The sequence below is a fragment of the Stieleria maiorica genome (genome assembly GCF_008035925.1).
Taxonomy (GTDB): domain Bacteria; phylum Planctomycetota; class Planctomycetia; order Pirellulales; family Pirellulaceae; genus Stieleria; species Stieleria maiorica.
The window spans coordinates 1,128,360-1,150,258 of record NZ_CP036264.1 but is presented as its reverse complement, the minus strand read 5'-3'; the positions used below and the strand labels follow the sequence as shown (position 1 = coordinate 1,150,258).

Genomic DNA, 21,899 nt, shown 5'->3' with positions numbered 1-21,899 from the left:
CTGGTGTCTACACAACTTGCAATGGATCCCTCCTCCCCCGGCTTTGCGGGGGAGAAGGGCTGGGGAAGAGGGGGCCAGCGATGTTTCGCTCATGATTGGGCCCGCGCCAAGCGGATGACATTCATTTGACATCAGCCGGTTCGCGCCAGCGTCCGAGCCACAACGAACACCTGCGCCTTGCCATCGGTGGGACCGCCGCAGGCACTCACGCGAACATCATCACGATGGCCTGGGCGGCGATGATTCTCAGGATCATCGTCAGCGGGTAAACGGCCGCATAGGCGGTCGAGCTGGCGTCCGAGTCGGCTTGGGAGTTGGCGAATGCCAGCGCCGGCGGGTCGGTCATGCTGCCGGCGATCACACCACAGATCGTCAGGAAATTCTGTTTCCAAATCACCCGCGCCGCGATCCCCGTCGTCAGCAGCGGGACCATCGTGACGATGATCCCCAGCCCCATCCACTTGATGCCTTCAACACTGAGCGCGGCTTCGAAAAAGGTTTCCCCCGCACCCAATCCCGCACAGGCCAGGAACAGGATGATCCCCAATTCCCGAAGTGCCAAGTTGGCCGAATAGGGGATGTACCAAACGAACTTGCCGATGCTGCCGATCAGACTGAACACGATCGCCGCGATCAGCGGTCCGCCGGCGAACCCCAACCGAATCGGGAACGGTACGCCGGGCAGATGAAACGGAATCATGCCGGCGACGACCCCGACGGCGATGCCGAAGAACAGCGGCGAAAACTGAGTCTCCTTCATCGATTTCCCGCTGTTGCCCAAGAACTTTGTCGCCCGCTCGATCGACTCCTTGTCTCCGACGATGTGGGCGATGTCCCCATAGCTGAAGCGGCTGGATCCACGCACCGTCAATTCAACCCCCGAGCGAATGATCCGGGTGACCGTTGTGTTGAACACTTGATCCAGTGACAGTTCGCGGAGAGGTTTTCGCAGGGCGCGAGGATCGGTCACCAAAATGCGACGGTAGGCGACTTCGCCCGGTTCCTTCATCAGGTCGACATCGACTTTGCGGCCGATCACCGGCTCGATGCGGTCCAGTTCGCTGCGTGGGCCGACAAGTTGAACCAGGTCCCCGTCGTGCAATTCCGTTTCGTCGGTCGCCACGTGAACGACGTCTTCGCCGGCGCGCCGAATCCGCGACACCCGGACCCCCGACTCTTCGACGCCAGGGATCTTGCCGAACGGAACAGACCCCAAGTGGGGATTGTCGATGACGATCGAGCGACGTTCGATCGGTTCGTAGTCCTGCCGCTCTTGTTCTTTGATCTTGGCCGCTTCTTCATCGACGTCCACGCCGAACAACCGCCGGATCAGCAGCATCGACGCGATGATCCCGAGGATGCCGCCGGGGTAGGCGACCGCATAGGCTGACGCGAGCGATCCGATGCCGCCGCGATTGTCCTCCGAGAGTGACAATGCGGCCTGTTCGGCGGCTCCCAAGGAGGGTGTATTGGTGGTCGCGCCGCTGAACAGCCCCGCCGAAGTCAACGCGGGAAGCTTGAGCACGGTGACGAAGATGCAGATCAAGATGACCGCCTGGACGACGATCGACAGCGCCATCGAGTTCAGCAGGATGCCCTGTTTCTTCCAAAGCTCGATCACACCAGGGCCGAGCTGCAATCCGATCGTAAAGACGAACAGGATCAGCCCAAACTCCTTCGTAAAGTCCGCGATCTCGTGATCGATCGAAGCGCCGAAGTGGCCGAACAAGATGCCTGAAAACAGCACCCCGGCCGGCCCCAGCCCGATCCCGCGGATGCGAATCCCGCCCAACACCAGCCCGCTCACGGCGACCAGCGTGACGATTAAAATGGCAGCAGCAACAGGCGGCATTGAATCAAGATCCCCAAGTCGAAAGTGCCCAGTGCGTCGGTGGCAAGTGCGTTTCCCGCCTTAACCCCCAGGGAGCCGTCCCCCCAGGGATTCGTACTCGATCGACCGCCACCGCTCAAGAGCACCGGCGGGCCGCCCCACGAGCGAACCGCCGTTGTCCGCATCTTGCGGTGCGTTCTGCGCTGCTAGCGACAAAAAAGTCACAGGCTCTTCATCAACCGCCCACGGATCCCCGACCGCATCCTATCCGTGGGTTCGCGCTGCCATCCATGGGCACCGGTCTTTCTTGCGGTCCGAAGCACCCTGAAAGAGAGGGGGCGGCTCGAATTCAAGGAGTTCCCTAATGAAACCGATTCAATCAGCAGACCGAGATAGTTTCTGATGCGGATCAGCCACTTTTTCCCGCAGAACCACCTTTTCCCGTAGTCTGCGTCGACCACTGCGGCCCAGCAGAGCCGATTCGAAATTGCCGTGATGAAGTTTCTCGACGGCGCTAGACAACCGAACCCGAATCAGGCAAAATACGTCTCTTGTCGCAAGACGAGCACCCGTGGCACAACTGGATAGCGCATCGGTCTTCGGAACCGAGGGTTGCAGGTTCGAATCCTGCCGGGTGTACTTTCTGACCTGTCGCACGCCTGGAATTTCTGGTGAGCGCTCTTTTATCAAACCCCGCCATCCGTGGTGCCGTTGTTCCGATCTCGGTCGAAACCTTTCACCGGATGGGAAAGGCGGGGATCATCGACCAGCGAACGGAATTGATCGGTGGGATAATCCTGCAAAAGAGGATCAAGTCGCCCCTGCACACGTTGATCGTCAAGCAACTCGTTTCAGCGATCGAGGCCCAGCTGCCTCCCGAGTTGGAACTGCGAAAGGAGGAGCCCCTGACGTTATCGTCATCGGAACCGGAACCCGACATCGCGATTGTCCAGGTTGGATCCTACCAGCCCGGCGCAAGCCACCCTTCGACAGCACACGTGGTCGTTGAGGTCGCCGTCAGTTCGGAAGCCATCGATCGAGCCAAGTCGGCGGTCTATGCCGAAGCTCAGATTCCTGAATACTGGATCGTTCTGCCAAACAGCAAAACAATCGAGCGATTCACACACCTGGGCGAAGCAGGCTACGGCACAAAGGAAACGTTTGAATTTGGACAACCCATCGAAAGTCTGCCTCTGCTGGCGATTCAGGTGACGCTCACCACTGGTTAAGCCTCTCCGCCTCAGACACTTCACGAGACCGCAACCAACTCCCGCCGGAGCTCAGCGCGCGTCACTGTTTCCCTGCCGGCAAGCATCATTTGTGGGTGGCCCCGATTGCAATTCTGAATGAGATCTTCGGTTAGAATACGCTGCATGAATCTACCAATCCCCTCAGTTGCGATCGTCTGCTTAACAATTGCGTTTTCAGCCGGCTGCAATTCGGAAAGCCAAACCATGCCCGAGGATCCATTCGACAACTTGTATCTGAGCACGAATAGTGAAAGCCAAGCCCGCGCCGACAGATTGCTTCCGAGCGAGGGTTCCGAAGACGCATCTCACGTGCTCGGTGAATGGAAGCCAGACTCGGTGGCAGAAGATTACGATCGCGAAGAGTATCTTCCTGATACATCCGTCGAATGGGTCATCGACATTGAGTTTCCAGCGGCAAAAACAGCAATCGCGAAGGAACTGTCTGCGCTATTCGATGAATCGTTTCGAGACCAACTTGGTCCATGTTCACTGTACGGAAAGGACGCCAAGTCTGGATTCTGGACATTTCTTATTTCGGCGGACGGCCCAGAGTCCGTGACAGGATTGAAAGTCTCGTACGACTACAACCGAACTTGGGATTCCGAATTCGTGCCAGCAACTGCATCGGAATACCAGGCTCGATTGGATGCCGTCGAGGAGGTCGTGGCGAAACATATTGGCGATTGCAATTCGACAACAAGTAAATCTCCGAGCCAAGCAGCGCAACACGCACAATCTCTGTCTGGACTTTCTGACAAATACGATCAGACGGTGGCAATCTGTCTTGTCGCAGACCAGACCAAGCCCTTTCGAGGCACCGAAATCTGGGACGTGATGCTGTGTCTTGGTTTGCGATGGGGTGACATGGATTGCTTCCACTGGAACAACGTCGGGGAGCGGGAGATGACTATTTCTTCAGTGTTGAAACATCGACGCCGCCCGGGTACTTTTTGCCTGAGCAGATTGCGGCTGGTCAGCTGCAAACAAGTGACTTAATCTTTCTATTCAGTGTCCCCCGGACTTGTCAGCCAGCCGAAGTTGCCAAACTGATGGATAGAGCCGTGCAGTACTGCCAAGGGCGGCTCGGAGGATCGATTCACTACACGCTTGGTGGGAACAAGTTGTCGATGCAAATGTTGACAGAGCGAGTCAGCCAGATTGAATCGGAGCTCAGCAAACTAGGTTTTGAGCCAGGTACCGGATCCGCATTGCGGATGTTTTAGGATCAACTGGACGAAGCGTAAATCGCTCGTCGGTGGTTCGCGATCGAGGGAATCAGTCGGGCCAACCATTGGCGTGATAACAAAGCTGAGTCAACTTCCCACTTCATTCAATCACGGATTAGCCCAATCGCTCCAATGCGTCATCGAATTTTTGATCAAAGTCGGCGAACAGGGTGAGTGTTTCGGGGCGTTGCAGCACCTCTTCGACCTTCCTGGCTCCTGTCTCGACTTCCGTTGATGGATTGAGTCCTTCGCTTGTCCGTTCCCGTGGACGCGCAATTTCCTGTGCAGTGTCTACTGCGGCTTTCTTCCATCCGTTTACACCGGCTAAAGCATCGGCCACCGCGGCTTTGACGACACGCAGATCCATGCGTGCAAACGATGCCTCGAATGCCAGCCTCATCTTTGCAGCGTCACCGGATCCTGGATCGATGCGATTCGTTTTTAAGTAGCGATCGAGCGTGCGTCCGAGCAATACCATTCGCATGATTTCTACCGGGACGCCTCGGACCGAGGTGACGACCGCGACGATCTTTCGGATCGGGAACAGCAGCAGTTTCAGGGGTGCCTTGGCAAGGAGCGTCGTGCAGCCGGGGAGGCAGCCGCCGCCGTTAGAATAAAGCGGCTTCAGTTGAGACGTTGTCAGGTTCGTGTCGTGGTTGGCAAGCGTTCGCGCAACGACGAACCGCCGGCACTGACTCTGCACCAAATCGTCGACAAACGGGATCGGAATGAAGCGTGCCGATGCCGACACGATGCCTGCCACCACCCATTGATGTTGTAGGTGTCCAGTCATTTCGCTTCGATCACGCGTCCTGAATCTTTGCGACGATCTTCCGAGTCGCGACGCGAGGTAGGAATCCGACGCCGGTCGTCATCAACCGATTTCGCCAGCCGGGGATGACGACGTCTTCGTTTTTGCGATAGCCTGCGTAACCGGCCTTTGCCACTGCCCTGGCAGACATGGCGGCTTTTTGAAAGAAGCTAAACTTGCCCATGCCGGAATCTGCACCGAAACCGGTCTCGGTCGGTCCAGGGGCGAGCACCGTTGCGGACACGCCGGTGCCTGCGAGCTCTTCGCGTAGCCCTTCGGTGAAGGACAGGACGTAGGCCTTGGTGGCATAATAGACCGACATGTTCGGGCCGGCTTGATAGGCTGCCGTGCTGCCGACGTTCAGGATTCCCCCACTGCCGCGCTCGATCATACCGGGCAGCAATTGACGCGTGAGCCCAGTGAGCGCGACCACGTTGACCATTAACATGTTCCTTTGTCGGTCGGCATCCAGTTCCGCAAACTTCCCCAACGCGCCAAATCCGGCATTGTTGACGAGTGTGTCGATGCGAAGAGAATGCCGCGACAATTCGCTGCGGAGCTCCTCGACGGCGGTCGACCTTGATAGATCGCTCGGGATCGCGGTCGCTTCGATCGGGTAGGTGGATCGAAGCTGACGCGCTAATTCCTCGAGCTTGCCTTCGCTGCGAGCAACCAAGACGACGTTCTCGCCGTCGGCGGCAAATAGCTTGGCAAGCTCAAGGCCGATACCGGACGAAGCGCCCGTGATAAGTGTCGTCGGCATGCTTAGGCCACCGGTCCACGGCGTCCGAAGATCAGACTAAGAACGAACAGCACAAGGAACACGACAAACAAAACTTGCGCGATCGAGGCGGCTCCGCCGGCGATGCCACCAAATCCGAAGACGGCGGCGACCAACGCGATCAAAAAAAATACGGCTGCCCAGTAAAGCATGGAAAGGACCTTTTTGGAAATCACCTGTTGGCGACCGGCAGCACCCACAAGCGGGAAAGGGAAACGTCACATACCGGTGAACTGGTTCGGGCAATCTTGCATTCGCCGTTCCAAAACGGAGATTTCAAACACCCGGATGTAAATTCACGCTTGATTTGCGTCCCGTTGCCAAATCCGAGCGAAAATGCTGGTCAACGATCAATCACCCTGCTGTTTGAGCGAGCAGTTTCCCACCGAAGCGGTGCGCCGTCGGGCCACGAATCTCTTCGCGGAATTGCGACGCAAGCCGGTGTGACACTTGCTACAATAGACGCGGCGTCTGTTTTGTGAGTAGTGAACGGCCATGACGAATCGTGCGGTGACCCGATGAGACGAACCCTCCATGCCTTTGCCCTCGGCCATGCGACCATGATCGCGGTGTTTCTTTTGAGTTCAGGGGCCTGTCTGGCGCAAGGACCTGAAGGCGAGAAAGCGGATTCGAATTTTAGATCCATGCAAAAATTGGTCGACGCCATCAGGGTGCGTCCGCTCGGGCGTCCCATCGAAGCCTCCGAATTCGAAACAAAAACGGCGATCCTTCGTTTTGGTGACGCGACACGCGAGACATCTGACGGGGTGATTTGGAAGATCGGCACAGACCGACCCCTTGTGATCGTGGCGATGGAAATCGTCGACAAAGCATCGCAAAGGGATGTCAACTATGAGTTCCTCTGCCTGACGGAGCAAAAATTTGAGATGGTTGCCGGGGCAGGCTGGACCTGGAAACCGAGCGTGTCGGCGCTGGCCATGAAACCTCTCCAAGGCGTGCCGGGGCCATCACCTTCCCAGCAAACACGTCTTCGTCAACTAAAACAGCTCGCCAGACGTTTCGAAGCTTCGGAGGTCTATCTTGGACAGCACTATCGGTTGCGTCTCATGCCCCAGCCGATCGATCAATACACCGTTGACGGTCGATCCGGTTTGGATGGGGCCGTGTTTGCGTTTGTCCATGGAACCAATCCAGAGGTTTTGTTGCTGTTGGAAGCCACTGATAACGGTTGGCAATTCGGATTCGCGCGTCTGTGCGGTGCTGCTCCCCAAGCGACATTTGACGGCCGAGTCGTGTGGACGAAACCGTCGATGGATCAGGTCGTGAATTCATGGACCTTGCCGTATACCGGAAACGCCCAAGCGATTGATGACCAGTGATAATCATTGTCGATGTTTAGAGCGGCATGGTGTTCATCGCGCAGGTGAAACCTAAAACGAATGTCACGGTCCGGATTGCCGGACAGACGTTTCGGATCAGCGTCAGTATTTCGGGAAAATGGCCGGGGTGGGGAAGCGGTTTTCGTGGCTGAAGCCTCCATCGCCCAGGAACTCCTCGCGAGGCAGGTTCACGTCGGGCCATCCTGCCGGACGAACGCGCACCACTCGACCGGGACGGATGCCTTCGATGATCAGGTCAGTCTCAAAGTGGATTTGAATGCCACTGCTGCCCAGCGGGACTTCGCCCTCCTTCTTTGTGACGTCCAGCAGGGTGCCCTTGGATGCCATGTGCGCCGGTCCATAGTTACCGCCGGCATGCTTCAGCGTGTTCTCGGACGCATTCATGGCTGCCTGGATTCCCGTTCGGAAATCGGCGTAAAGCGAAGGGGCCATGCCGCCGAACAAGGTCGCGGTCACGGTTGCGCGTCCGAATTTTCCATACCGGACGTCGTCGATCCAGGCGGGCATCCAGCGGCTGCGGATGAACGCCTTGTGCGTTTCGATCTGCCGGTCAGCGGCCCGCCTGATCGCCGTCTCGTCTAGCCAAATGTCCGAGACATGAAATCGTGTGAACACACCGCCCGGCGTGGGTTTCCACGTGATCCCGAGCTGAACGGATTGGGCATCAAGCGATTTATGACCAGCGGCGGGCCAGATGCCTTCGTCGATCAGGTCCTCGATGCCGAGACATTCGCGGCCGCGCCAGATGCGGGTTGCGACATCAAACGTCATCGATTCCTCGCGAGCCTCGCCGCCCGTTCCTTCCCGCGGCTCGCGGCTGGCGACGAAGGTCCCTTGGTTGTTCTCGATCTCCAGTTCCTTGAGTTTCCAGACCATTCCCGTACGTAGACAGTGGCTGGATTCGTCTTCAAGCAACAGGACATGGTTTTCCGCCGGGGCAATCCCGGCGCCGCTGTAGCCGGCGGTTTTCTTTCGGTTATCGACCGGCAAGACGGGCACGGCGGAGATCGTCGGGTCGGGCGGCAAAAAGGCTCGCACGTGCATCACCGTGCCCAGCGGGATGTCTCTGAGATCCGCCGGTGCTCCGTGGTACTGCACGATGCCATAGGGAAGCATGGCAAATGGGTGTGGAGCGTTTCGGAAATACGTGCCCTCGCCTTCCACACGCAAACTGCCTCGGCGGTTGGCGTGATCGACAAAGACCAATTCGCCCCGATAGGAGTGCGCCTTTTCCAACGCAGGAAACCGACCCACCTCGGGCCGGTACGGCTCCTCTGCGACCGCCGCGGGGAGTGTTAATAGAACGACGCCCAGGAGGAGCACTGCGGGGAAAGGGAACGGGAGGGGGGGCATTGCAGTTGGGAGTTGGGAGTTGGGAGTTGGGAGTTGGGAGTTGGGAGTTGGGAGTTGGGAGTTGGGAGTTGGGAGTTGGGAGTCGGGAGTCGGGAGTCGGGAGTCGGGAGTCGGGAGCAATTGAGCGTCGGGCCTTCACTCCTTCACTCCTTCACTCCTTCACTCCTTCACTCCTTCACTCCTTCACTCCTTCACTCCTCCACTCCTCCACTCCTCCACTCCTCCACTCCTCCACTCCTCCACTCCTCCACTCCTCCACTCCTCCACTCCTCCACTCCTCCACTCCTCCACTCCTCCACTCCTTCACTCCTTCACTCCTTCACCGCTGCAACAGCATCGTCACCGGGCCGTCGTTGACCAACGCCACCTTCATGTCGGCTGCGAAGACGCCGGTTTCGACGCCGATCCCCTGCCCTTTCAATTCCTCGACATACAACTCGTACAACCGCTCAGCGACCTCCGGCGGGGCGGCGTCCGTGAACGCAGGCCGACGTCCCTTGCGGCAATCTCCGTACAGCGTGAATTGGCTGACGGCCAAGACGCTGCCGCCGACGTCGATCACGGATCGATTCATCTTGCCCGCTTCGTCTTCAAAGACACGCAGCACCGCCGTCTTCTCCGCCATCCAGCGGACGACCGTTTCATCGTCTCCGTGGCCGATCCCGACCAAAGCCAAAAAACCGGTCCCGATTTCGCCCACGACCTCCCCGGCGACCGAAACGCTTGCCTCGCTGACCCGCTGCAACACCACTTTCAATGTCTTGTCCTCTAAAATGAATCGCTCGTGCCCCTGAGCTTCGAACGTTCGCTTCCCGGACACGCTGCCAATCATCACCATGCACTCCACGTCTCGCAAGGCGTTTGACCATTCATGCCCTACCTGTTTACCTGCCCGCATTGCCACGCGCAAACTCAGGTTGAAGACCAATACAGTGGAAAGTCCGGCGAATGCTTTTCGTGCGGCGCCCCCATCCATCTGCCCGACTTCGCCGCCTCAACGCCGACCAAGAACCTGGGCGAACGCAAACGACCGCTGGGGGTAATGATTGCCGCCGGCGTAGTGCTGACCATGCTGGTCTGCATCGCGTTTGCCGCCATCCGGTTCGGCGGTGCCAGCGTGTCACGGCTGGCCGAAATCCGTCTACAGAACGCGTCGATCAAAAACTTGGAAAGCATCGCCACGGCACTGAACGCGTACGCGGCAGATTACGGGACCTATCCGCCGGCAACCCTTCGCGACAGCGCCGGCCTGCCGATGCATTCCTGGCGTGTCCTGATCTTGCCCTACCTTGGCGAACAGGATCTGTACGACCAGTTCGACCTCAGCAAGCCTTGGGATCACGAACTGAACCTGCAAGCGAGTTACGCGATGCCGTCCGTGTACATTCACCCCAACGATACCAATCGCGCCGGAACCCAATCGGGATACTATTTGATCACCGGGCCGGGAACGCTCTTTCCTCCGACCGGCCCGCTCGCGCCCGACAAGATCCAAGACAATGCGTCGCAGACCATTCTGGTGATCGCGGGCGCGCCACCGATCAACCGCGCGATCGGCGGCTGGGCCGAACCGGTCGACCTGGACTACACGGCGATGCAAGGCGTGATCAACGGAACCGTCGGGATTGAACCGGGGGGCAGAATGTCCAGCGGCGCCACCATGGCCACCGTCGACGGCCGCGGCCACTTCCTGCCCAACGACCTCCCGCCCAGGACCTTCGCCGCGCTGGTCACGCCCAACGGCAACGAGCCATTGCCGGATGACACGCTGGACTGAACCCCTGTCGGAGAGATTCCCGGATCGCCACGGCCTCGCTGGACAACACCACGTCGGCGTCGCGACGCTCGATGCGAGCATGGAGAAAGCCGGGGAACCACCTTCTGGCGAAGGCAGCTACGGCTGAACTGCGGTCGCGTCGTGGAGCGTTACGCCAAGAACCCGAGCGGATAAGCCGCCTGGCCGCTGCCGACGAAGTTGCGGATGTTCGGCAGAATGCTTTCCATCTGGTTGTCATTCTCCAATCCGTACCACATCGCCAGTTCACACCACATTTCGTCGACCGATGTGGTGGGCAGCAAACGCCCGCGGCCGAGATCCAGCGGGTTGCCCGGGGCCAGCGAATCGGGATAGGTTCCGCACAACTGATTGCCTTTGACCGCCCCGCCCATGATGATCTGATTGCCGCCCCAGGCATGATCGCTGCCGCGACCATTGCTATTGAGCGTCCGTGCAAAGTCGCTTGCGGTAAAGGTCACGACATCGTTCTGAACTCCCAACTCCGTCATCGCGTCGTAAAAGTCTTTCAACGCTTCGCTGACGCGGGTCAGATTGGTTTGCTGGTTGTTGATCAATTCATCATGGTTGTCCCAGCCGCCGATGTTGACAAAGAAGATCTGCCGAGTATGGCCGATCGTCGCGCGAGCGCCGATGGTTTTGGCCACCATCTGCAATTGGCTGGACAGATTGTTGTTGTTGGTCCGAAAGGTCGTGTTCAAATTGACCGCGTTTGCCGCTTCGTTAAACGCGATTGCCGAATCGAGCGCGTTGCGGTTCGCATTGGCGAACGTCTTTTCGACCAGATTTCCGTAAGACCGCGAGAGCACATCGTCGGTCAGTTGTGTGTAAATCTTTGCCTGGGTCCAGGTCTGTCCGTACCAGCCGACTTCGCTGGCGCCGGAGTTGGTGACGATGTAGGGAATCACCGAACCGCCGGTCTGCATCATGTTGACCGAATTGAGCGCGATGTTCATCGAAATGCTGTCGTTCGAATTGACCTGACTGGTGATCAGGTCCGCCATCCTGCCGGCCCAACCGGTGACTTGCGAACGCGTCTGTGGGACCGACGTCATCCAGTGCCGTTGCAAGTCGGCGTGCGAAAACAATCCCAGCGGCAGGTTGGTTCGCGCTTGGTACTGCGCCATCGTCGTCGGTTCGACCAAACTGCCGATATTGCAAATAAACGTCAGGTCACCGCTTTGATAGATCTGCTGCACATCGCCCATGCCGGGATGGACCCCGAAGCGACGACCGGTGGCGTTGTCGGTGATCGGATGCAATTCGTTCTCGGGCAACCCCAATGCGCCGTTGCCCGCCTCGTACACGCCTCCCCGCGCATTCAGATAGTCCGCCCGTTCGGTGGGCTCGAGTGGCGAGAGCATGTTGAAGGAATCGTTGCCCCCGTACAAGAACACGCAGACCAGCGCCTTGTAACCGCTCAAGTCATTCGCGGCGACGGCGGCGTTGGTGGCCGACAGACTGAACAGCGTCGACAGCAGCGACGTGTTCGTCAGCGCCGCACAGCCTCCGGCTAGCTTCAAAATATCGCGACGAAGTGGCTCGCGGTGAATGCGATGCGTGGGGTTCATGGCAATCGGTCCGGTTGGAGAAAAGTGTTGGGGTGGCAGTTGCCAGCGACAAGATCCACGGCATTCGATTCCGAGCCGCGCTATTCGGTAATGGCGGCGAACGGAGACAACACGGTCGCCATCAGCGCCGCGTTGACCCGAAACTCTTCCAGCCGGGGACGATACTCAGCGTTGTTTTTCATCCACTGCGTTTCCGCCGTCGTGACCTCGACCACCCGGTCCTTGTAATCCTGCGGCATCGATCCGTAGCAAAACAGCAAGTCGAATCGATCCATCAGCTCATGCATGTCCTCGTCCTCGGTGCACAGCGTTTCTTCGTCTTCCAAATGAAAGACCATGTCGCTGTTGTGAGAGAACCCGCTGGTGCCGTTGGACCAGCGTTGTTGCGACATCTGATTGGAGATGTCCCAAATGTATCGACCGGCCAAGCGATTGGACGTGACCGGCGTCTTGATCTGGAACTCCGGCGATGCCAGGAATCCGTTCGGGATCCGGCGAGACGGCGTATAGCCGAGCAAATCACCCGGCGGCTGGTAGTCGGGCAGGTAAAAATTGAACACCGTCGGGGACAAGTAGGGCTCTTGTGTCCAGCTGTAATTCTGGGACATCAACATCGCCCGTCCGCTGTGATGGTTGCTCGTCGCGTTGACTCCACGAAGCAAACGCGTGTATCGAATCACCGGCTCGGTCAACGTCGAGTAATCCGTTCCCCGAGGAATCACGTCCACCCGATTCGGTCGGCGGCGGCCGAGCAATCGCTGTCCACTCCAAGCCTCGGGGTCCAACAACACGGCTTTGACGACAGCGGCCAGATCGCCTTTGACACCTTGCCCGTTGTCATTGAACTTGCGGGCAACGCGACGAATGTAACCGCGCGAGGGGTTGCTTTTGACCAACCGCTGAATCAGGCGGCGCGAGATGAAGGGAGCGACATTGTCATGGGCGATCAGATTGTCCAGCGCCGCGGTGATATCCGCTTCTCCATCGACGTTCGTCTCACTGCCGATCACTTCTCCGCCGAGCAAGGTTTTCAATCCGGGCTCATGTTCAAAATCGAACATCTGCATCGGTGCTTCGAATTCGTTGCCCCACCAAAACTGGCCCGTCCCCGTCGCATTGGGATGAGGCTTGAACGCCAACCCCGTGAAGACCTTGGCAAACTCCTTGATCGTTTCGTTGTCATAGGTCGGGATCAAGTTGCCCGACTCATCGGTCTTCAGCCGACCGTCCTGATGCAGTTCGTACAACCCGATCGTGAACAACTGCATGATCTCGCGGGCGTAGTTCTCGTCGGGAAACCGATTGCTGGCCTGGTCGGTTTTGCGGTTCCGCATATGACTTAAGTAGACACCCATGATCGGGTGATAGGTCACGTCCTCGAGCAACTCGCGATAGTTGCCGAACGCATGACGGACCATCAAGTCATAATAATGTGTCGGCCCAAGCCACCGCCCTTCCCCGCTGTAGTGTCCGGGGTTCTGATCATTGAACCCCGCACCGTCTTGGCTGGTCACAAGAATCTGAATCAGCGCCCATGCCACTCGCTGTCGAAGCTGATCTTCGCCGGCCAACGCACAGTGCCACCACGCATGGTAGCGATACCGTTGAATCCAAACGTCACCCTGGGTCGAAGTGAGCCCGTCACGGGCGATCATGTCCAACGCCAAGGGATGGTGGTACGCGGCCGGCAGCGCCATCTGTTGATCGATCCATTCCTCACAGGCACGCCGCGTCCCGATCTGGCCCATCCGCTCGGCAAGCGCCTCGATCTGCTGCAGGTTCGGTCCGAAGGTCGCGCGAGAAAGAAACTGCGCGGCGCGGATCTTGCGCTTCGTCATCGAGATCTCACGACGCGTGTTGGCTTCAAAGGTGCCCGCATCCACTGCGGTGCCCGACAAGCCGACACCAAACAGGCAAACCAACACTCCCATCCAAGCAATCGTCCGCAACGGCATCGCTCTCACCTTGAAAAGGATTCGGCCCAGCCAATTCGCGAGCCGATTGGAAAAGACCCCATTGCGTTGACAAACGCTCGGGCAGTGCGAACGGCGACATCTGATCCAGTATTTTCAGAATAATCGCCACATTCGCGCCAAGAAGGCTAAGCCAAACCGGCGGCGGGGTCAATCAGAACGCGGGCGAAGCAGTCATTCCAGGCTACGCGATACCCCCACAACGATGATTGCCCCCGCCTCGTTCCCGGGCTCCGCCTGGGAACGGACTTTTCCCCAGGCTCCGCCTGGGCTGCGAAAGACCATTTGATCCGTTCGTGTTTTCGTTCGTAGGATTCTGGAGTTTTCGATTCTGCCAAACCCTCTTGGGATCAGCCGTTTGGCGCCAGCCTACGGGCTTCCAGAGACGCGGTTGCCCGAACGCTTGCGTGAATCGGCTGATGTCACTGGTAGTTCGTCGCCCGATGGCGACTGTGAGTCGACCATTCACCGCGGAATCCAGAGATTGCACTGCACAGGCGGGAGCCAAACCTGCAGCTCGTTCCATGGCGGAGCCATGGAACGAGAAAGTGAGACTTTCCTCAAGTCTTAGGACGCCCCCAAAAAACCACTCCCCCCACCGCCTTAATACTTGCGAGGCGTCACGGTGCCTTGGACGCGGCTGGGCAAGCCTTGGATCCTCAAGAAACCTTCGGCGTCATCTTGGTTGTAGGACCCGCCCCCTTCCATCGTGGCGATTTCGGCGTCGTACAGGCTGTTCGGGCTGCTCCGCGAATCGACCGAGATGTTTCCTTTGTACAACTTCAACGTGACTTCGCCGGTCACGACCGATTGAGCTTGTTTGATGAACGACATCAGCGCGTCCATCTTGGGCGTGTACCAGAACCCGTAGTAAACCATTTCGGCGACTTCGGGGGCCAAGCGATCGCGGAGGTGCATCAGGTCGCGGTCCATGGTCAATTGTTCGACGTACATCAACGCGTCATACAGGATCGTCATACCGGGCGACTCATAGACACCACGGCTTTTCATCCCGACGAATCGGTTTTCGATCATGTCGATGCGACCGATGCCGTTGCGGCCACCGATGTCATTGAGTCGCTCGACCATTTCCAGCGCGCTCGCGGCTTGTCCGTTCAGCGTCGTCGGGACACCGGATTCGAAACCGATCGTCACCGACTCGCTCTCATCGGGAGCCTCTTGCGGGCTGACGCCCATGCCGAACTCGACCAATTCCACACCGTTGACGTCCAGCTCCTCCAACTCGCCCGCTTCGTAGCTGATGTGCAGCACGTTTTCGTCGCTGCTGTACGGCTTGGCTGTGGAAGCTTTGACCGGGATGTTCTTTTCGGCACAGTAGGCGATCAATTCGGTTCGTCCCGGGAATGCCTCACGGAACTCTTTGATCCGCCACGGCGCGATCATCTCGACCTTCGGATCCAACGCTTCGGCGGCCAATTGGAATCGGCACTGATCGTTGCCCTTGCCGGTTGCACCGTGGGCATAAGCGACGGCGCCGACCTCGCGAGCGACCTGCAAACAGATTTTGCTGATCAACGGCCGCGCGATCGAAGTCCCCAACAGATAGATCTGCTCGTACTTGGCCTGCCACGCCAGCACGGGAAAGGCAAAGTCACGGCACAGTTCTTCGCGGACGTCGATCAATCGCGCCGAGGCGGCACCGCAATCACGCGCCTTTTTCATGATCGCGTCGCGATCCTCACAGGGCTGCCCCAGATCGACATACACGGCGTGGACTTCGTAACCCTGGTCCTGCAACCATCCCAAGATGACGGAGGTATCCAGACCGCCGGAGTAAGCCAAAACGCATTTCTTAGTCGACATGAACCAAGGCCTTTGCTGATGCTGTTCAAGTGGAAGTGTCGGGTCGCCGGGCACGCCGCTACCGGCCCACCGGGACTGGGGGCCGCGAACACCCAGCCACGTCGGCTTCGCCCGGACCACCCTGTTTGGATAACATGGAACTGCAGCCCATTGGACCAGCGCGGCGCCGAGTTGCAAACCCGCGTTGACCAAGACTCCCCTGCCCTGCCCCGTCACTGACCGCTCCCCATTTCCGCCACGGCCCATCCTTGCCTCCCCATCCGCCCCCCAAATCAAACCACGAACCGCTCGCCCGCCTGCTGACCGAGGTCGCGACCGGACGGCGGAGCGTCGCCGACGCCCTGGCGGCGTTGGCGGACGGCCCCGCCGATGCACCACCCTCCCCCGACATCGCCGCGACCGAGCGGGTCACGCTGGACCTGGACCGCCAGCGCCGCTGCGGGTTCCCCGAAGTCATCTACGGCGATGGGAAACCGGCCCAAATGATCGCGGCGATCATCCAGTCCCAGCAGGCCGCCGGGCAACCGTCGCTGGCCACCCGGGTCGCCCCGGAGGTCGCCGAGCAGGTTCAGACGCAGATCCCCACGGCGCGCTACAACCCGGTCGCCCGCACGCTGACCGCCGGCGTCGCCGACGCGGCGCCGCCGAGCCCGATTCCGAAAACCCAAGATGCAGTGTCTCCCGATGCCGGTTTGATCAAACACGTCGCCGTCGTCACCGCCGGCAGCACCGATGCGCCGGTGGCCGAAGAAGCGATTGAAACGCTGCACTGGATGGGAATCCGCTTTCGCCAATTCGACGACATCGGCGTGGCCGGACCGGCGCGGTTGCTGGCCGCGGTTCCGCACCTGCGTCAGGCCGCCGCCGTGGTCGTGATCGCCGGGATGGAGGGCGCCCTGCCGGCCGCCGTCGGCGGGCACTTGAGCGTCCCCGTGTTCGCCGTCCCGACCAGCGTCGGTTATGGCGCGACGCTCGGCGGGCTGACCGCGATGCTGGGGATGCTCAGCTCGTGCGCATCCAATGTCGCGGTCGTCAACATCGACGCCGGTTTCAAAGCCGCCTACCTGGCCGGGTTGGTCGTGCGACAACTGGAACGATCAACGTAATGGCACACCCCACACCTCCCCTGCCCTTCCCCACCCGCGCGTCGGATGCCCACAAAGGCGACTTCGGAAGCGTGTTGTTGATCGGCGGATCTCGCGGCATGGCCGGATCGATCGCGCTGTCATCCATGGCCGCATTGAAAACGGGTTCCGGACTGGTTTCGGCCGCCGTTCCGGACCGTTGCCTGGAAACGGTTGCGAGCTTTCATCCCGGGATCATGACCCTCCCCTTGCCGGATACCGACGACGGTCAATTCGCATCCTCTGCGACGCTGCCTTCGACGCAATCGCTCAATGCCGTCGGCTGTGGGCCGGGCATGCGGACCGGCGCCGGCTCGTTGCGGATCGTCGAAGCACTGTTGCAACAGAACGACTGCATGCGACTGATGGACGCCGACGCTATCAACCTGTTGTCCGAGCACCAATTGCTCGACCGCCCTGCCCTGCCCCGCGACCAGTCCACGTTGGTCCTGACACCGCATCCTGGTGAACTGGCACGGCTGACCGGCGTGTCGGCCGGCGACCGACCGGGACAGATCGCCGCCGCGAAGACCTTGGTCGAGAAACACGGCCTGACGATCGTCGTCAAAGGCGGCCCGACGGTTGTGGTCGGGTTGGAAAGCGCCGCAGACAACCGCAACGTCATTGAGCATGTCAACAACAGCGGGAACCCGGGGATGGCCACCGCCGGCAGCGGGGACGTCTTGACCGGCATCATCACGTCGCTGCTGGGACAAGGTCTTTCCCCTTGGGACGCCGCACGATTGGGCGTGTTTGTTCACGGCTTGGCCGGTGACGCCGCGGCCGCCAAGCACTCTCAGCCCGGCATGACCTGCGCGGAACTGCTGCAATCCCTGCCCGACGTGATCCATTCCCTCTAATGCCAGCGGGACGCGTCAATCCCTCGTTCCCAGGCTCCGCCTGGGAACGCGCTGCGGGTGTGGCTCTGCCACACGCGGTTTGCCGCCCAGAGGCGGAGCCTCCGAGACAGTGTGTTCCCAGGCCGGAGCCTGGGAACAAGGCGCCCCCCTCGTTCCCAGGCTCCGCCTGGGAACGCGCTGCGGGTGTGGCTCTTGCCACACGCGGTTTGCCGCCCAGAGGCGGAGCCTCCGAGACAGTGTGTTCCCAGGCTCCGCCTGGGAACGAGGAAAGCGTGTCGGCAATCGGCCCCGCTACCGCCCCACACCACGTGCCGGCATCGGCTATCATTGCGACTTCCCACCCTCCTTCTCCTGATCGCTTCACAAGCTCGCTCATGAAACGTTTCATCCTCCCCTTGGTCGCGTTGCTGGCCGTCACCTTGATCGTGGCTGGCTGCAAATCATCGTCCGACAACTCTTCCGCATCCAACACGGGCTCCGCCGGCGGCGGCAAACAGCTCCGCATCGCAGTCATCCCCAAAGGCACCAGCCACGAATTCTGGCGTTCGGTACACTTCGGCGCCGAAAAGGCAGCCCAAGAGATCGGCAACGTCGAAATCATCTGGCGTGGCCCGGTGGTCGAAAGTGATACCGGCAGCCAAATCGAAGTTGTCAAATCCATGATCACGATGGGCGTCGACGGCATCGTGTTGGCACCGAACCAAAAAGGCGGCCTAGTCGACGCGGTCGACGAATCGATCGGCGAAGGCATCCCGGTCGTGATTTTCGACAGCGGGCTGGACGATGGTCCGGAGATCGTCAGCTACGTCGCGACGGACAATTTCAAGGGCGGTCAAATGGCCGGCGACGCGATGGCCGAAGCGATCGGCGAAAAAGGAAACGTGATCCTGTTGCGTTACATCGCCGGCAGCGAAAGCACCGAACAACGCGAAGAGGGGTTCCTGGAAGCCTTGAAGAAATACCCCGACATCAACGTCGTTTCGTCGGACCAGTACGCCGGCGATAACGCGACGAGCGCGAAAGAAAAGGCGGACCAGTTGCTGCAACTGCACGGCGAATCGCTGGCGGGGATCTTTGCCGTTTGCGAACCCAACGCCAACGGAACTCTGGAAGCGATCAAGAACGCGGGGATGGCGGGCAAGGTCAAATTCATCGCCTTTGACCCCAGCGACGCCTTGATCCAAGCCATGCGTGACGACCATTGCCACGGCATCGTGCTGCAGGATCCCGTGCAGATGGGTTACCAGTCCGTCATCACGTTGGTCGACTTCATCAACGGCGAAACCTCGGACGATTTCCAGAGCACCGGCGAGTATCTGGCGACCCCGGAGAACATGGACGAACCGAAGTATCAGAAACTGCTCAAACCAGAAACGGTGCAGTGAAACCGTTGCTCGAAGTCTCCGGAATCAGCAAGCGGTTCGGCCCCACGGTCGCCCTGGACAAGGTCTCGCTTGTCGCCCAGGCGGGCCGCGTGCTGGCATTGATCGGCGAGAACGGCGCGGGCAAGAGCACGCTGCTGAAAACACTCAGCGGCGCCCATCGTGCCGACGCGGGAACGATGTCGCTTGAGGGTCAACCCTTTCGCCCGTCCAGCCCCATCGACGCGCGCAATCACGGTGTTGCGATCGTCTACCAAGAACTCACCTTGGCGCCGGATCTGAGCGTCGAAGACAACGTGATGCTGGGCCGCGCCGGCACCGGTGCGGGAACGCTGATGCGATCCAAGCAACGTGCCGCGGTCAGCGAAGCGTTGCACCGCGTCGGGCTGATGCACCTGTCCCCCAAGGCGCGGACCGGCGATCAGTCGGTCGCCACACAACAATTGATCGAAGTCGCCAGAGCCCTGATCAGCGACGCCAAGATCATCCTGTTTGACGAACCGACCAGCTCGCTGCCGGCGGCCGACGTGGACCGTTTGTTCGAGATCATCGACAACCTGCGCAGCCGCGGGCTGGCGATCATTTACATCAGTCACTTCTTGGAAGAAGTCCGCCGCGTCGCCGACGATTACGCGGTTCTGCGCGACGGCAACTCCGTCGGCAGCGGAGAATTGGCATCGATCACCGACGACCAGATCATCTCGTTGATGGTCGGCCGAGACGTCGATGACCTGTTCCCCCACGTGCCCCACGAAATCGGCGACGTCCGGTTGGAAGTCGAGGACTTGGGGGCCGCACCGATGCCCAAGGACGTTTCGCTGGCACTGCGGCGTGGAGAGATTTTCGGCGTCGCCGGGCTGGTCGGCGCCGGCCGCACCGAACTGCTGCGTTGCCTGTACGCTTTGGAACCGACGTACGCGGGTCACGTCCGACTGGACGGCCGTCGCCTGCCACACAACGTGCGGGGACGACGCCGGGCCGGGTTCGGGCTGCTCAGCGAAGACCGCAAGAGCGAAGGTTTGGCACAAAACCTGTCGATCGTCGAGAACCTGGCCATGGGCAATCACGATCGCTACAGCCGAGCCGGATGGATCCATTTGAATGCCCGGCTTCGCGACGCCCGAGAATGGATCAAGAAGGTCGAGATCAAAGCCCAGGATCCGACGCAGCCGGTAGCGGAACTGTCCGGCGGCAATCAACAGAAAGTCGCCATCGCCCGGCTGTTGGCGCAGGACGCCGAGATCTATCTGTTGGACGAACCGACCAAAGGAATCGACGTCGGAACGAAAGCGGAAATCTATCGCATGATGGGTGAATTGGCGGCCGCCGGAAAAACGGTGGTGTTCGTCAGTTCGTACCTGCCGGAATTGTTGGCGGTTTGTGATCGGGTCGGCGTGATGACCCGAGGACGGCTTGCCGAGTCTCGCGATGCGAGCGAGTGGGACGAAGAGGAATTGATGGTCGCGGCGTTGGCCGCAGTGGAAGAACATGACTGAAAACCAAGCACGACCCGGCAAGTTTCATTGGCTGACCTCGTTTCGGCACGGCCCCACGCTGGCGCTGTTGGCGATCATCGCCCTGTTTGCCATCCTGGACTGGCAATTCGGCAGCGGCCGTTTTTTTTCACCGCGAAATGCGCGGGTGATCGTCAACTCGGCCGCCCTGATCGCCGTCCCGGCGCTGGGCATGACGATGATCATCATCGCCGGTGGGATCGACCTGTCCGCCGGAACGGCACTCACCCTTAGCGGGACCGCGCTGGCAATCGCCTTTCGTGATTACACGCTCCCGGCCGACCAGGCCGGCGCAGCAACGTGGATCGCAGCCGCACTCGCTCTGGGGCTGGCCGTCGGCGTCCTGTGCGGCTTGCTCAACGGGCTGATCATCAGCCTGACCGAAATGGTGCCGTTCATCGTCACCCTGGGCACGATGACGATCTTCCTGGGACTCGGCCAGGTGATCGCCGATGAATCGACCGTGTATCCCGAAACGGCACACCTGCCCGATTGGTTGCGTTACCTGTGCTACACCGGCAGCAACTCCGATCACTACTGGCTCGGTTTTTTGCACATCCCGGCCAGTGCGTTGATCGCAATCGTGTTGGGTTTGTTCGTCGCCGCGCTGATGCACTTCACCGTCTTCGGTCGCAATGTTGTCGCGATCGGTTCGAACGTTTCGACGGCGCGGCTGTGCGGGATCCGCGTCGGTTTGACAACGGCGGTGGTTTACGCGCTGGCCGGCGTGTTTGTCGCCGTGGGTGCCCTGCTCTATTTCGCCAACGTGAAAAACGGGAATCCGTCCGACGGCACGGGCAAGGAACTGGAGATCATCGCCGCGGTGGTTTTGGGCGGAGGCAGCTTGAGCGGTGGACGCGGATCCGTCCTCGGGACGATCATCGGGGCGTTGATCATCAAAACGATCAGCAGCGGTTGCACCATGCTGTCGATCCCCAACACCTACACCCACATCATCATCGGCGTGATCATCATCATCGCGGTGCTGATCGACGGGCTGCGAAACGGAGCCCCGAAATGGCTGTTCGATCGGCTGCGGTGACATATTCGTCCCCACCTCGCCCGATCGCGGCGAATCGGCCAAACTGGTGCTTTGTCAACACTTTGACGTAGCTACGCTCGCCAGAGCGTGGAAAGCGCCGGGGATCCACCTTTTGGCGAAGGTAGCTACGTTTGCACGGCGATTCGCCACTGTCATGTGCTCCTGACCCTGTTTCCGCGAACCACCCTCCCCTGCCCTCTC

18 protein-coding genes and 1 tRNA gene are annotated in these 21,899 nt (G+C 59.9%); 10 read left to right on the top strand and 9 right to left on the bottom strand.

Annotated features, from left to right (window positions below; all coding sequences use genetic code 11):
- Window positions 1-205: 205 nt before the first annotated feature.
- Window positions 206-1,852 carry a putative transporter gene (locus Mal15_RS03655; RefSeq protein WP_147866520.1) on the bottom strand — a complete coding sequence of 549 codons (1,647 nt, stop codon included), beginning with the start codon at window positions 1,850-1,852 and terminating at the stop codon, window positions 206-208.
- A gap of 544 nt (window positions 1,853-2,396) precedes the next feature.
- Here Mal15_RS03655 and Mal15_RS03650 point away from each other — a divergent pair.
- The 3 genes from Mal15_RS03650 (at window position 2,397) to Mal15_RS03640 (ending at window position 4,077) form a co-directional block, all read left to right on the top strand.
- Window positions 2,397-2,470 (top strand) — tRNA-Arg (locus tag Mal15_RS03650).
- 32 nt (window positions 2,471-2,502) lie between these two features.
- Complete coding sequence (locus Mal15_RS03645; protein WP_147866519.1) at window positions 2,503-3,060, top strand: Uma2 family endonuclease; 558 nt, start codon at window positions 2,503-2,505, stop codon at window positions 3,058-3,060.
- A gap of 144 nt (window positions 3,061-3,204) precedes the next feature.
- Window positions 3,205-4,077 carry a cell division protein ZipA C-terminal FtsZ-binding domain-containing protein gene (locus Mal15_RS03640; protein ID WP_167546624.1) on the top strand — a complete coding sequence of 291 codons (873 nt, stop codon included), beginning with the start codon at window positions 3,205-3,207 and terminating at the stop codon, window positions 4,075-4,077.
- 345 nt (window positions 4,078-4,422) lie between these two features.
- Here the strand turns inward: Mal15_RS03640 and Mal15_RS03635 are convergent, their stop codons facing one another.
- From Mal15_RS03635 to Mal15_RS03625, 3 genes are read right to left on the bottom strand one after another with little or no spacing between them, the layout of a single operon-like run.
- Entirely contained in the window at window positions 4,423-5,100 is a 678-nt protein-coding gene (locus Mal15_RS03635; RefSeq protein WP_147866517.1) for a hypothetical protein, read from the bottom strand.
- Window positions 5,101-5,110: 10 nt separating this feature from the next.
- The gene (locus Mal15_RS03630) at window positions 5,111-5,881 is read right to left on the bottom strand and encodes an SDR family NAD(P)-dependent oxidoreductase (protein ID WP_147866516.1); all 771 of its coding nucleotides are present in this window, start codon (window positions 5,879-5,881) and stop codon (window positions 5,111-5,113) included.
- A gap of 2 nt (window positions 5,882-5,883) precedes the next feature.
- Window positions 5,884-6,051, bottom strand: a complete 168-nt coding sequence (locus tag Mal15_RS03625) for a DUF1328 family protein (protein WP_147866515.1) — start codon at window positions 6,049-6,051, stop codon at window positions 5,884-5,886.
- A gap of 492 nt (window positions 6,052-6,543) precedes the next feature.
- Here Mal15_RS03625 and Mal15_RS03620 point away from each other — a divergent pair, with 492 nt between their 5' ends.
- Window positions 6,544-7,239 carry a hypothetical protein gene (locus Mal15_RS03620; RefSeq protein ID WP_147866514.1) on the top strand — a complete coding sequence of 232 codons (696 nt, stop codon included), beginning with the start codon at window positions 6,544-6,546 and terminating at the stop codon, window positions 7,237-7,239.
- A 102-nt stretch (window positions 7,240-7,341) separates the two neighbouring features.
- Here the strand turns inward: Mal15_RS03620 and Mal15_RS03615 are convergent, their stop codons facing one another.
- Complete coding sequence (locus Mal15_RS03615) at window positions 7,342-8,613, bottom strand: hypothetical protein (protein WP_199773804.1); 1,272 nt, start codon at window positions 8,611-8,613, stop codon at window positions 7,342-7,344.
- A 319-nt stretch (window positions 8,614-8,932) separates the two neighbouring features.
- Window positions 8,933-9,451 carry a D-aminoacyl-tRNA deacylase gene (gene dtd / locus Mal15_RS03610; RefSeq protein WP_315854285.1) on the bottom strand — a complete coding sequence of 173 codons (519 nt, stop codon included), beginning with the start codon at window positions 9,449-9,451 and terminating at the stop codon, window positions 8,933-8,935.
- Window positions 9,452-9,484: 33 nt separating this feature from the next.
- Between dtd and Mal15_RS03605 the strand changes: the two genes are divergently transcribed.
- Window positions 9,485-10,390 (top strand): DUF1559 family PulG-like putative transporter, encoded by a 906-nt coding sequence (locus Mal15_RS03605; protein WP_147866513.1) that lies wholly within the window; start codon window positions 9,485-9,487, stop codon window positions 10,388-10,390.
- A 149-nt stretch (window positions 10,391-10,539) separates the two neighbouring features.
- Here Mal15_RS03605 and Mal15_RS03600 read toward each other — a convergent pair whose 3' ends face one another.
- From Mal15_RS03600 to Mal15_RS03590, 3 genes are all read right to left on the bottom strand, one after another.
- Window positions 10,540-11,979 carry a DUF1501 domain-containing protein gene (locus tag Mal15_RS03600; RefSeq protein ID WP_147866512.1) on the bottom strand — a complete coding sequence of 480 codons (1,440 nt, stop codon included), beginning with the start codon at window positions 11,977-11,979 and terminating at the stop codon, window positions 10,540-10,542.
- A gap of 80 nt (window positions 11,980-12,059) precedes the next feature.
- Window positions 12,060-13,934 (bottom strand): DUF1800 domain-containing protein, encoded by a 1,875-nt coding sequence (locus tag Mal15_RS03595; protein ID WP_147866511.1) that lies wholly within the window; start codon window positions 13,932-13,934, stop codon window positions 12,060-12,062.
- 621 nt (window positions 13,935-14,555) lie between these two features.
- The gene (locus tag Mal15_RS03590) at window positions 14,556-15,776 is read right to left on the bottom strand and encodes an argininosuccinate synthase (RefSeq protein ID WP_147866510.1); all 1,221 of its coding nucleotides are present in this window, start codon (window positions 15,774-15,776) and stop codon (window positions 14,556-14,558) included.
- A gap of 248 nt (window positions 15,777-16,024) precedes the next feature.
- Here Mal15_RS03590 and larB point away from each other — a divergent pair, with 248 nt between their 5' ends.
- The 5 genes from larB (at window position 16,025) to Mal15_RS03565 (ending at window position 21,698) form a co-directional block, all read left to right on the top strand.
- A complete protein-coding gene (larB, locus tag Mal15_RS03585) occupies window positions 16,025-16,882 on the top strand; it encodes a nickel pincer cofactor biosynthesis protein LarB (protein ID WP_233903258.1) in 858 nt (285 codons plus the stop codon).
- Complete coding sequence (locus Mal15_RS03580) at window positions 16,882-17,760, top strand: NAD(P)H-hydrate dehydratase (RefSeq protein WP_147866509.1); 879 nt, start codon at window positions 16,882-16,884, stop codon at window positions 17,758-17,760. Before larB ends, Mal15_RS03580 begins: the two co-directional genes overlap by 1 nt.
- A gap of 374 nt (window positions 17,761-18,134) precedes the next feature.
- Window positions 18,135-19,145, top strand: a complete 1,011-nt coding sequence (locus Mal15_RS03575) for an ABC transporter substrate-binding protein (protein WP_167546623.1) — start codon at window positions 18,135-18,137, stop codon at window positions 19,143-19,145.
- Window positions 19,142-20,638: a sugar ABC transporter ATP-binding protein gene (locus Mal15_RS03570; protein ID WP_147866508.1), complete on the top strand. Its 1,497-nt coding sequence runs from the start codon at window positions 19,142-19,144 to the stop codon at window positions 20,636-20,638. The genes Mal15_RS03575 and Mal15_RS03570 overlap by 4 nt, the downstream gene beginning before the upstream one ends.
- The gene (locus Mal15_RS03565) at window positions 20,631-21,698 is read left to right on the top strand and encodes an ABC transporter permease (protein ID WP_147866507.1); all 1,068 of its coding nucleotides are present in this window, start codon (window positions 20,631-20,633) and stop codon (window positions 21,696-21,698) included. The genes Mal15_RS03570 and Mal15_RS03565 overlap by 8 nt, the downstream gene beginning before the upstream one ends.
- The last annotated feature ends 201 nt before the right edge of the window (window positions 21,699-21,899 follow it).

Bases quoted from the DNA above. Each gene is read 5' to 3' on its own strand.
- Mal15_RS03590 (WP_147866510.1), bottom strand. From the start codon at position 15,776: ATGTCGACTAAGAAATGCGTTTTGGCTTACTCCGGCGGTCTGGATACC.
- Mal15_RS03655 (WP_147866520.1), bottom strand. From the start codon at position 1,852: ATGCCGCCTGTTGCTGCTGCCATTTTAATCGTCACGCTGGTCGCCGTG.
- Mal15_RS03620 (WP_147866514.1), top strand. From the start codon at position 6,544: ATGCAAAAATTGGTCGACGCCATCAGGGTGCGTCCGCTCGGGCGTCCC.
- Mal15_RS03625 (WP_147866515.1), bottom strand. From the start codon at position 6,051: ATGCTTTACTGGGCAGCCGTATTTTTTTTGATCGCGTTGGTCGCCGCC.
- Mal15_RS03580 (WP_147866509.1), top strand. From the start codon at position 16,882: ATGGCACACCCCACACCTCCCCTGCCCTTCCCCACCCGCGCGTCGGAT.
- Mal15_RS03565 (WP_147866507.1), top strand. From the start codon at position 20,631: ATGACTGAAAACCAAGCACGACCCGGCAAGTTTCATTGGCTGACCTCG.
- Mal15_RS03630 (WP_147866516.1), bottom strand. From the start codon at position 5,881: ATGCCGACGACACTTATCACGGGCGCTTCGTCCGGTATCGGCCTTGAG.
- Mal15_RS03640 (WP_167546624.1), top strand. From the start codon at position 3,205: ATGAATCTACCAATCCCCTCAGTTGCGATCGTCTGCTTAACAATTGCG.
- Mal15_RS03615 (WP_199773804.1), bottom strand. From the start codon at position 8,613: ATGCCCCCCCTCCCGTTCCCTTTCCCCGCAGTGCTCCTCCTGGGCGTC.
- dtd (WP_315854285.1), bottom strand. From the start codon at position 9,451: ATGGTGATGATTGGCAGCGTGTCCGGGAAGCGAACGTTCGAAGCTCAG.
- Mal15_RS03595 (WP_147866511.1), bottom strand. From the start codon at position 13,934: ATGCCGTTGCGGACGATTGCTTGGATGGGAGTGTTGGTTTGCCTGTTT.
- Mal15_RS03575 (WP_167546623.1), top strand. From the start codon at position 18,135: ATGAAACGTTTCATCCTCCCCTTGGTCGCGTTGCTGGCCGTCACCTTG.
- Mal15_RS03600 (WP_147866512.1), bottom strand. From the start codon at position 11,979: ATGAACCCCACGCATCGCATTCACCGCGAGCCACTTCGTCGCGATATT.
- Mal15_RS03605 (WP_147866513.1), top strand. From the start codon at position 9,485: ATGCCCTACCTGTTTACCTGCCCGCATTGCCACGCGCAAACTCAGGTT.
- Mal15_RS03635 (WP_147866517.1), bottom strand. From the start codon at position 5,100: ATGACTGGACACCTACAACATCAATGGGTGGTGGCAGGCATCGTGTCG.